At 67.2% G+C, this 9,895-nt stretch carries 8 protein-coding genes; 4 read left to right on the top strand and 4 right to left on the bottom strand.

The features are described 5' to 3' along the window. Positions 1–144: 144 nt before the first annotated feature. The 4 genes from OXU42_12950 to OXU42_12935 all read right to left on the bottom strand — a co-directional run bounded on the left by OXU42_12950 (position 145) and on the right by OXU42_12935 (position 5,299). Positions 145–1,146: an LLM class flavin-dependent oxidoreductase gene (locus tag OXU42_12950; protein MDE0030295.1), complete on the bottom strand. Its 1,002-nt coding sequence runs from the start codon at positions 1,144–1,146 to the stop codon at positions 145–147. Between the two features lie 78 nt (positions 1,147–1,224). After that, positions 1,225–1,719 carry a MaoC family dehydratase gene (locus OXU42_12945; GenBank protein ID MDE0030294.1) on the bottom strand — a complete coding sequence of 165 codons (495 nt, stop codon included), beginning with the start codon at positions 1,717–1,719 and terminating at the stop codon, positions 1,225–1,227. Between the two features lie 44 nt (positions 1,720–1,763). Beyond that, positions 1,764–3,035 carry an MFS transporter gene (locus OXU42_12940; protein ID MDE0030293.1) on the bottom strand — a complete coding sequence of 424 codons (1,272 nt, stop codon included), beginning with the start codon at positions 3,033–3,035 and terminating at the stop codon, positions 1,764–1,766. Beyond that, positions 3,032–5,299, bottom strand: a complete 2,268-nt coding sequence (locus OXU42_12935) for a xanthine dehydrogenase family protein molybdopterin-binding subunit (protein ID MDE0030292.1) — start codon at positions 5,297–5,299, stop codon at positions 3,032–3,034. Before OXU42_12935 ends, OXU42_12940 begins: the two co-directional genes overlap by 4 nt. Before the next feature lie 191 nt (positions 5,300–5,490). On the opposite strand from OXU42_12935, the gene OXU42_12930 reads away from it, so the two are divergent. From OXU42_12930 to OXU42_12915, 4 genes are all read left to right on the top strand, one after another. Further along, positions 5,491–6,243 (top strand): Sir2 family NAD-dependent protein deacetylase, encoded by a 753-nt coding sequence (locus OXU42_12930; protein MDE0030291.1) that lies wholly within the window; start codon positions 5,491–5,493, stop codon positions 6,241–6,243. 109 nt (positions 6,244–6,352) lie between these two features. Then, a complete protein-coding gene (locus tag OXU42_12925; protein MDE0030290.1) occupies positions 6,353–7,330 on the top strand; it encodes a hypothetical protein in 978 nt (325 codons plus the stop codon). 73 nt (positions 7,331–7,403) lie between these two features. After that, a complete protein-coding gene (locus tag OXU42_12920) occupies positions 7,404–8,582 on the top strand; it encodes an MFS transporter (GenBank protein ID MDE0030289.1) in 1,179 nt (392 codons plus the stop codon). A gap of 113 nt (positions 8,583–8,695) precedes the next feature. Continuing rightward, positions 8,696–9,811 (top strand): TRAP transporter substrate-binding protein, encoded by a 1,116-nt coding sequence (locus OXU42_12915; GenBank protein MDE0030288.1) that lies wholly within the window; start codon positions 8,696–8,698, stop codon positions 9,809–9,811. Positions 9,812–9,895: the final 84 nt, after the last annotated feature.

Raw genomic sequence — 9,895 nt, 5'->3', positions numbered from 1 at the left:
AGAAGTAGTCCTTGGCGTTGAGCTGACGGACGCGTTCCACGGTGAGGGTCCGGCCTACCAGGATGCCGGCGGCCTCTGCGTCTGCTGCGAAATCACACATGCGTTCTCCTCGCTTTCCAATGGTTGAATGGTAACGGCCCGGCGTCAGCCGGCCGCCTTTCCCCATGCGCTGATGAACCGCGCCGCGTCCTCGGCGGCGGGCTCGCTCACCGGGACGTAGGGCACCACCATCCGCGTCACGCCGGCCTCGGCATAGGGCGCGAGCCGGTCCTTGATCTCCTCCACCGAGGTGGCCGGGATCACCGGCAGCCGGTCCATGTAGTCGTCGGTCATGGCGCCCATGGCGGCCTTGAAGCCGCCGCTCCGGAACGCCTCCTGCACCGCGTCCACTTCCGCGACAAATCCCTGGTCCCGCAGCATGGTGCTGTAGTGGTCCGCGATGTTGTAGAAGGTCAGCGCCTGCCGGAGCTTCGAGCGCGCCACCTCGCGGTCGGGGTTGAGGGACACGCGCACCTTGCCGATGACGTCCACGGGACCGCGGCCCACGGCCTTGGCGGCCGCCTGGGTGCGGTCCGCGATCTCGCGGATCTTGTCCGCGGTCGCCATGTTGATGAAGACGCCGTCCGAGATCCTGCCCGCGAGCCGGGTCATCTGCGGCCCCAAGCCGGCCAGATAGACGGGCATGCGCGGATAACGCGGCTTCCACGAGAGCTGGAAGCGCTTGCCGGTGCCGTAGATCTCGCCCTCGTACTCGACGCGCTCCCCGGCCACCACCTTGCGCACGATCTCCATGTACTCGCGCGCGCGCCGCAGCGGGCGGTCGAAGACCCCGCCGTGCCACGCGGCGATGGCCTTGTTGGCCACTCCGAGCCCCAGCAGCACGCGCCCGCCCGAAAGGTCCTGAAGCGTCGCCGCCTGCAAACCGAGGGTGACCGGGCTGCGGCCATAGATGTGGTAGATGGCGGTGCCCAGCCTGATGGTGCTGGTGCGGCTGGCCGCCGCCGAGATCAGCACCATCGGATCGGTGCTGTTGGACTCGCCCTTCCAGAACGCACCGAACCCGGCGTGCTCCGCCCGCTCCACCAAGCCCACCACGTCCGCCGCCGGGTAGTGGGCGGCGGAATTGATTTCGATATCGTAGATCACGCCTTTCCTCGTTCCGGTTCGTTGTCAATGCGTCCTGAGCGTAGCGAAGCGAAGTCGAAGGACACCATACGTCTCGGGTTATCCGGCTGCTGCTCCGGACACATCCCGTGCGGTCATGAAGTTGATCATCTTCATGCTCATGACCACATCGCCGTCCTGGTTCAGGGTCTCCAGGAACGAATGCACGATGCCTCGGTCGGGCTTCGAGCTCGACCGCCGTGTCTCCAGCACCGTGACCCGTACCGTCAACTCGTCCCCCGGCCGTACCGGCTTGCTCCAGCGCAGCTCGTCCACGCCGGGAGAACCGAGGTTCGCCACCGCCGAGAGATAGTTGTCGGAGTAGACCCGCATCATCGCCGCGGCCGTGTGCCAGCCGCTGGCGATGAGCCCCTTGTAGATGGTCTTCTGCGCCAGCTCTCGATCGACATGATACGGCTGCGGCACGAAACGCCTGCCGAAGTCGATGATCTCGTCCTCGTCGAGGCTCGTGGGGCCGAACTCGTGCACCGAGCCGGCGACGTAGTCTTCGAAATATCGTTCTTCCCTGGGGACGCTGAATCCGGATTTGCTCATCGCTTCACGAGTACAATGAACGGCAGTGCGCTGCAACTTGGACCCTAGTTACGTGGGGCATTCCGTGCCGGCGGCAGCGTAAAGAACATGAGCACCGTGGACGCGAAGGCCGACCCGGCGAAGACCGCGAGGGGGATCGTGTAGCTGTGGGTCAGGTCGTAGAAAAAGCCGGCGATGACGGGTCCCATGACGCTGCCGGCGGTGACGAACATGCGGCTGAAGCCCTGGATGCTGGCGAAGTGGCGGACGCCGAAGTAGTCGGCGCGAATAGGCTCCTGGAGCGACGCGAGACCGCCGTAGCAGAGCGAGTACACCACCAAGCCGGCCATGAACCAGGCGGAGGAATCGGTCACGGCCATGGTCAGGACCGAAGCGCTGAGGGTGCCGAGCAGGCCGATCATCAGGCGGCGCTTCTCGATGAAGTCCCCCATCCAGCCGAAAGCCAGGCGCGCGGGGACGCCGATGAGAGCGGAGACGCCGAGCAGCCCGGCGGCCACTTCCTGCGCCCACCCCCGGTCCACCAGGAGGATGACGAGGTGGACCGAGAGGCCCTCGGTGACCATCTGCCGCAGCCCCATGACCGCGGCGAGGAACCAGAACGAACGGGTGCGCAGCACCTCCTTCACCGACAGCGAGACCTCGGGGGCTGGGGCCTTGCCCGCGGCCCCCCGTGCCGGCGTGTCGCGCGGTGATTCCGCAAGGCCGGCGCCGCGCTCGTACGCCCCCCCGATGGCTCGCGCCAGAGGCCATCCCATGGCCACGATGATCACCGCCGAGGCCACCGAGGCGGCGCGCCAGCCCCACCACACGATCATCAGACCCACCACCGGCACCAGCAGTCCGGACAGCCCCGGTCCCGTCCGGAAGATGCCGAACGCGAGGCTCCGGCGCGCGCGAAAGAGCGTCGCCACCACCACGCTCACGGGGATGTAGAAGCCGACGCTGGAGCCCAGCACGATGCCCACCACGATGGTGACGTAGAGCATCGGCAGGGAGTTCACGAAGCTCATGCCGATGAACCCCAGCGCGCAGATGACGGTGCCCAGGTACATGACACGCCTCGGCCCCAGGCGGTCGGTCATGTACCCTTCTGCCGGACCCAGCAGCCCGGATTCCACCCGTGCCATGGAGAAGGCGCCGGAGATGGCGGTGCGGCTCCAGCCGAACTCTCGCTCGAAGGACGGGAAATAGGCGGCCAGGCCGAAGTAGGCCAGACCAGTGCTGACGGCGTGCGCGAAGGCGCCGGCGAACACGACCCACCAAGTGGACATGAAACCGGCGACGAAGCGGGTGCCCTGCCTCTTGACCGGCTTCACACTACACTATCCAGGCCCTGGCCCGCGGCTCCGGCGGCCGGCGCGCCCGACCCGGACATCCTCGACTGCACCTTCTCGGCCGTGATGGGCAGCGAATGGACGCGCGCGCCGGTGGCGTCGGCCACGGCGTTGGCCACCGCCGCGGCGAACGGGATGACGGGGGTCTCGCCGATGCTCATGCTGTTGTAGGGGCCGCTGCCGGTGTCGGACTGGATCAGCGCCGTACGCAGCTCCGGCAGGTCGCGGATGGTCGGGATCTTGTAGTCGCCGAGGTTGGCGGTGGTGACCTTGCCGTCGTCGAACTGCACGTCCTCCATCAGCGCGTAGCCCACGCCCATGATGACGGCGCCGTCGATCTGGCCCTGGTGCATCAGCGGGTTGAGGATGGTGCCGGTGTTGACGGCCGCCGTGACCTTGACCAACTCGACCTGGCCGGTCTCCGGGTCCACCTCCACCTCGACCACCTCGGCGCACATGGAGGCTTCCGGGCCCATGGTCGTGTTGTTGTAGTGGCCTTCCCCCTTGATGGCCGAGCCCCGGGCACGCGCCAGCTCGGCATAGGTCATGCGCCGTTCGGCGTCGAGCTGGGTCACGCCGCCCTCGACCACGGCCAGCCTGTCGACCTCCGTGCCCATGGCCTCGGCCGCGACCTTCAGCAACTCCTCCTTCAGCGCCGTAACCGCCTCGTAGGCCGCGTTGCCGTAGATGCGAGTGCCGCGGCTGCCGCCCAGGCCCGCGTCCTTCTCCACCCGGGTGGAGTCCAGGGTCTCGAGATTGACGGATTCCAGCGGCACCTGGAGCTCCTCCGCCACCAATTGCCGGAGCACCGTGTAGGTGCCGCTGCCCTGGTCCATGGCCGCCACGGCAACCGTGATGGCCCCATCGGTGTCGATAGTCACCCAGGCGTAGCACTCGCCGCCGAGGGGCAGCCACTGGGCCACGGCCACGCCGCGGCCGGTATTGGCGCCCTTGGGGGTGCGGTAGCCGGACTCGGCGAGGGCCAGGTCCAGGGTCTCCTCGGCCTTGATGTGGTGCAGCACGTGGCCGGTGGGCGACTCGTCGCCGTCGTGCATCAGGTTGATCCTGCGGAACTCCACCGGGTCCATGCCCAGTTCCCTGGCCACCGCGTCCATCTGGCTCTCGGTGGCGAAGAAGCCCTGGGGGTCGCCCGGCGCGCGCATGTGCCCGCACGGGATCTTGTTGGTGTACACCACCCGTTCCTCGCTCAGGTGGTGCGGCATCCTGTACGCGCCCCCCGCCTCCTGCGCGCCGAAGAGAAAGCCGATGGGCTTGAAGGCGCCGTAGGCGCCGCTGTCGAAGATGAAGTCGAGGTGGTGCGCCATGATGCGGCCGTCCCGCTTGACCCCGGTGCGCACCTTGATGGCGCAGGCGTGGCGCGGGTTCCCGGCCATGAGCTCCTCGTCGTAGTCCATCACCATCTTCACCGGGCGCCCGCTCTTGCGCGACAGCACGTAGGCCACGGCCACGTCCATGAAGTCGCCCTTGCCGCCGAAATCGCCGCCGATGTAGCAGGGATGCACCATCAGGCTCTCGAACGGCACCTCCAGGGCCTTGGCGATCTGCTGGCGCAGCGCGAACGGGGTCTTGCTGCACGCCCAGATCTCGGCGTTCCCCGGCTCCTTCACGTCCACCACGCAGGAATGCGGCTCGATGTAGCCCTGGTGCTGCGGTTGCGTGTAGAACGTGTTCTCCACGATGACGTCGGACTCGGCGAAGCCCTTCTCGAGGTCGCCCTTGCCCCAGGACAGGTACACGAAGGTGTTGGTGGGCTCTTCCAGCGGGGCCATGAGGCCGTCGTAGTCCACGACGTCCGGGTGGAGCAGCGGCGCCGAGGGCTTCACCGCCTCCAGCGGGTCCAGCAAGGGTTCCAGGTCCTCGTACTCCACCTCGATCAGTTCCGCCGCCCGTTCCGCGGCTTCCTCCGTGTCGGCCGCCACCGCCGCCACCTTCTCGCCCACGAAGCGCACCACGTCCTCCGCCAGGATCGGCATGTCGCACAGCCGCCGGCCGATCTTGAGCCCGGCCACGTCCGCCCCCGTGACCACCGCCCGGACCCCCGGAGCCTGCTCCGCCCGGCTCGTGTCGATGCGCTTGATCCTCCCGTACGGAATCGGGCTCCGCAGCGCCTTGCCCCACAGCATGTCCGGCAGGGTCACGTCCACCGCGTAAACCGCCTCGCCCGTCACCTTGCTCACTCCCTCCACCCTGGGGGTGGGCACGCCCACGATCTTGTCTGTCGCCATTGGTTACCTCGGCTGGTAGGTCTCGTGTAGTGTCTGCTTGATTCTCACTAGCGGTATGCAATATCGCCGCGCGTGAACCGAGTCAATGGAACTCGCGTGGAGGGAACCGCGCGGTTTGACTTGAGGGGCGACATTCGGGAGACTTGCCGCTCGATTCAACGCATATCCTACACCTTCCCGGAAGGACGCCCATGACCCTCGACGAATTCGCCGCAAGACTCCGCCGCGCCACGGACATCGTCTTCTTCACCGGCGCGGGCATTAGCACCGAATCGGGTATCCCGGACTTCAGAAGCCCCGGCGGAAAATGGACTCGCATGAAGCCGGTGTACTTCGACGAGTTCGTCAGCAGCGAGGAGGCGCGAGTCGAGGCGTGGCAGCGGAAGAAGGAAAGCTACCAAATGTACAAAGAGGTGAAGCCCAACATCGGCCACACCTCCATCGGCGACTTCGACAAGCGCGGCAAGCTCTTGGGGCTCATCACCCAGAACATCGACGGGCTGCACAGCCGGGGCGGCGTGTCGGACGAGAAGATTGTCGAGCTGCACGGCTCGGACCGGACGGTGGTATGCCTCGGTTGCGGCAAGCTCTTCGACCCGGACGAGGTCCTGGCGAGCCTGGGAGAAACGTTCACGTCGCCGCGCTGCGACGCGTGCGACGGCCTGCTCAAGACCGGCACTATCTCCTTCGGCCAGCCCATGCCCCAGGCGGCCATGCGCCAGGCCCAGATATGGAGCGAGGCGGCGGAGATCTTCATCGTCGTCGGCTCGTCCCTGGTGGTCCAGCCCGCGGCGTCCTTCCCCGTCATCGCCAAGCAGGCCGGCGCGCTCCTTGCCATCGTCAACCGCGAACCCACCCACATCGAACCCCTGGCGGACTACAGCTACCAGGGCGAAATCGGCGAGTTCTTCCACACGCTGACCCCGCTGCTCGCGGATGCGTAACAGGCGCGAACGAGCTTGACACCCCTGCCGCAAGACTGTTAGTGCTCGGCTAGCTTTCCGGTACGCATTCCCTGTCCGCTTCATACCCAAACCACGGGAGGAGACCGCCATGAGCGATACGAACGGCCACACGAAGGCGCTGCACGTGATGACCCATTCCGGGTGGTACCGCTTCGAGAAGAACGGTGACTCCTGGAACCAGGTGGACCGCGACCTGACGTTCTGGAACCTGAGCTGCATCGCGGTCGATCCGGAGGATCCGCGGACCGTTTACGGCGGCACCGAGCACTCGGGGCTGTTCTACACGACCGACGGCGGCGAAACCTGGACGCGGTCCACGCCCAACGTGCCGCATCTCGACATCTTCTCGCTGTGGGCGTTGCCCGGATCGCTTTACGTCGGCACCCGTCCGGCGGCGCTGTTCCACGGCGCCCCCGGGAAGGGGTGGGAGGAGTTGCCGGGGGTGCGCGAGGGCGGCTCCTGCGGTGTCTTTCCGCCCAATCCGGCCCAGGCGCCCCGGACCCGCTATCTCACCGGCGATCCCGCCTCGCCCTCGCGGCTCTACGCCGGCATCGAGGTGGGCGGCCTGCTGGTGAGCGACGACAACGGCGCGGACTGGCGCACGGCCAACGAAGGCCTGTGGGACCGCGACATCCATCAGCTCCACCACTGCAGGCACGAGCCGGAGATGGTAGTGGCGGCCTGCGGCGAAGGGGTCTTCCGGAGCCGCGACCGGGCGGCCCACTGGAACGAGATCACTCCGTCCGACGTCCGCACCTACGGCACGACCATCACCGAGGCCGAGGACGGCAGCCTGTATCTCGGCGTCACCCTGGGCCGGCCCAATACCTGGGTGCGCAAGGTACGGGCCAGCGCGGCCATCATGCGGAGCGAGCACGGCGCCGCCGATTGGAGGACCCTGGCCGAGGATCTCCGCGGCGGCATCATGGACACGATCCCCGACCCGGACGGCCCCGGCATCATCGCCGCCACCTCCGAAGGCGAGATCATGATCGTCGAGGAATCGGGCTGCCGCACGATCGCCAGCGGGCTCCCGTGCATCAACGAGATCGCCCTCGGCGCGTAGCTTGACCATACACAACCACAGTACGGCCCCCCACGCGGGGCCGTACACCACTCCATCCCGGGACCGCTGACCCGTGACCACGACTCCCGAGTCCAGCCGGACCGACTGGGGGTCCGTGCTGGTGGCGGCCCTTTCCGCCGTGGGACCGGCCATGGTGGTGGCGGTCCTGGGAATCGGGCTGCCCGAGATCCGCGCAAGCCTGGATCTCTCCAGAGTCGGAGCGGGCACCCTCTTCACAGCCATCTTCGTGGCCGCGGCGTGCGCGAGCTGGTCGGCCGGGCGCCTTTCCGACAGTCTCGGCCGGCGCAGGGTCCTGGTCTTCGGCGGTCTCGCCCTGGGCACCGGTTTCGGGCTCGTATCGACCATCCAGAGCTACTGGGTCGCGGTGGCCTTGCTGGCTCTGGCCGGCCTGGGATACGGCGCCATCACCGCCGCGGTCCTGTCCCTGGTGTCGGACCTCCTGCCGACGCGGCGGGGACTGGGAATGGGCATGCTGTCGGCCACCTACGGCCTCGGCAGCGTCAGCGGCCCCATCGTCGCCGCCGCCATCATCCAGCGGTTCGGCTGGCGCGGCGCCATGGCCACCGTGGGCTGCATCGCCGCCACCATTGCGTTGATCCAGTGGCTGCGCATCCGGGAACCGGCCCGGGCGCAAACGGCCCCTCGCACGGCGAGCGTCCGGAAGCCGCGGATGATGAACCGGAACATGGTCCTTCTGGCCGCGGCGCAGTTCTTCGGCGGCTCGGTGTTCTGGATCACCTCTTCCTGGACCCCGACGTTTCTGCGCGAGGTCGTGAAACTGACGCTCGACGAGGCGGGTCTGGTCATGGCGGCCTGGGGCGCCACCCCCATCCTCGGAGCCATGGTGCTGGGAATACTGTCAGACCGCCTGGGACGGAAGCGCATCATTCTCATGGGCGCTTTCCCCGGCGTGCTGGTGGTGTTGGCCGTCTACGGCTGGCTTACCCATCCGTTGGCCCTGGCCGCGGGCATCTGTCTCCTGGGCCTGTCCAAGTCTCCGGTCCCCTCGCTGGTGGTGGCGCTGGCGCAGGACTCCGCCGCCAAGGGCCGGCTGGGCGAGGCGAGCGGCCTCATCATGTCCATGCACTACGTGGCGGCCCAGACCACACCGGTGGCCATGGGACTGCTGATCACGTGGCTGGACAACATGACGCTGGCCATGCTCATGGGGTCGGCGCTGGCGTTCGCCACGTTCGGCCTGCTCGTGACCAGCGTTCGTGAACGCCACTGACGATATGCAATCCGCCAGGCACGCAGCATGGGAGTTTATCGTTGCACCAAGCTCCCGGTTGTCGTAGTATTTCCGGTCCAGATGACGGACAACTCTTGAACAAGGAGGATCACATGAAACGTCGTGACTTTATCACAGGCGCCGCGGTCGGCACGGCCGCTACGGTCTTGTCGAGCGGCAAGCTGGTCCAGGCCCAGAAGGCCCCCGCGGCCATGAAGGACCGCGTCGAGATCGCTATCGTCACCACTTGGCCGCGGGACTTCCCGGGTCTCGGCACCGGCGCGCAGCGTTTCGCCAAGCGCCTCAACGACATGAGCGACGGCCGCATCCAGGTGAGCTACTTCGCCGCGGGCGAGCGCGTCGGCGCCTTCGACTCGTTCGACGAGGTGGCCTCGGGCAACGCGCAGGCCTACCACGCGGCCGACTACTACTGGAAGGGGAAGCATCCCGGCTGGGCCTATTTCACGTCGGTGCCCTTCGGGCTCACGTACACCGAGTTCAACGGCTGGGTCCGTTTCGGCGGCGGGCAGGAGCTGTGGGACGAGTTGGCCGGGGAATTCGGACTCAAGGGTGTCATGTGCGGCAACACGGGCGTCCAGATGGGCGGCTGGTTCCGCAAGGAGATCAACGACGCGGACGACCTCAAGGGCCTCAAGATGCGTATCCCGGGCCTGGGCGGCGACGTCATGGCGAAGCTCGGCGCCTCGCCGGTGTCTCTGCCGGGCGGGCAGATCTACGAGAACCTGGTCTCGGGCGCCATCGACGCCACCGAATGGGTGGGACCCTGGAACGACGAGGTCATGAAGTTCTACGAGGCCGCCAAGTACTACTACTATCCCGGCATGCACGAGCCCGGCTCGATGTTGTCGGCGGGCTTCAACAAGAAGTTCTGGGAGTCGTTGTCGAAGTCGGATCAGACGTTGATCGAGGCCGCGGCCGGCATGGAGAACGACGTGATGATGTCCGAGTACAACGCCAAGAACGGCGCCGCGCTGGCCCGGCTGAGGCGCGACCAGGGAGTCCAGTTGCGCAGGTTCAACGACGACATCTACGACTCGTTCGGCAAGGCGGCCGAGGAAGTCTTTGCCGGGGTAGTGGGGCACAGCGCCCTTGCCCGGCGCATCCACGAGAGCTTCGTCAAGGCGCGCGAGGAAATCGGCGGCTGGTCGAACGTCTCCGACCAGGCATACGTGGCACAGCGCAACCGCGTGCTGGGCATGTCCGGCTAAACACATGGAACTGCGGGCCGGCACCGTGCGCGGGGACCGGCCCGTAGTCCGGGAGCTTGTCTGATCGTCGCGACGGGCTCCCGG

The sequence above is a fragment of the Deltaproteobacteria bacterium genome, from assembly GCA_028818775.1.
Taxonomy (GTDB): Bacteria; Desulfobacterota; Binatia; order UBA9968; family JAJDTQ01; genus JAJDTQ01.
This window is presented reverse-complemented; position numbering and strand designations above follow the sequence as displayed.

What these genes read in the sequence shown, in the direction of transcription:
- OXU42_12945 (MDE0030294.1), bottom strand. Translation starts at nt 1,719, where the DNA reads ATGAGCAAATCCGGATTCAGCGTCCCCAGGGAAGAACGATATTTCGAA.
- OXU42_12935 (MDE0030292.1), bottom strand. Translation starts at nt 5,299, where the DNA reads ATGGCGACAGACAAGATCGTGGGCGTGCCCACCCCCAGGGTGGAGGGA.
- OXU42_12930 (MDE0030291.1), top strand. Translation starts at nt 5,491, where the DNA reads ATGACCCTCGACGAATTCGCCGCAAGACTCCGCCGCGCCACGGACATC.
- OXU42_12925 (MDE0030290.1), top strand. Translation starts at nt 6,353, where the DNA reads ATGAGCGATACGAACGGCCACACGAAGGCGCTGCACGTGATGACCCAT.
- OXU42_12915 (MDE0030288.1), top strand. Translation starts at nt 8,696, where the DNA reads ATGAAACGTCGTGACTTTATCACAGGCGCCGCGGTCGGCACGGCCGCT.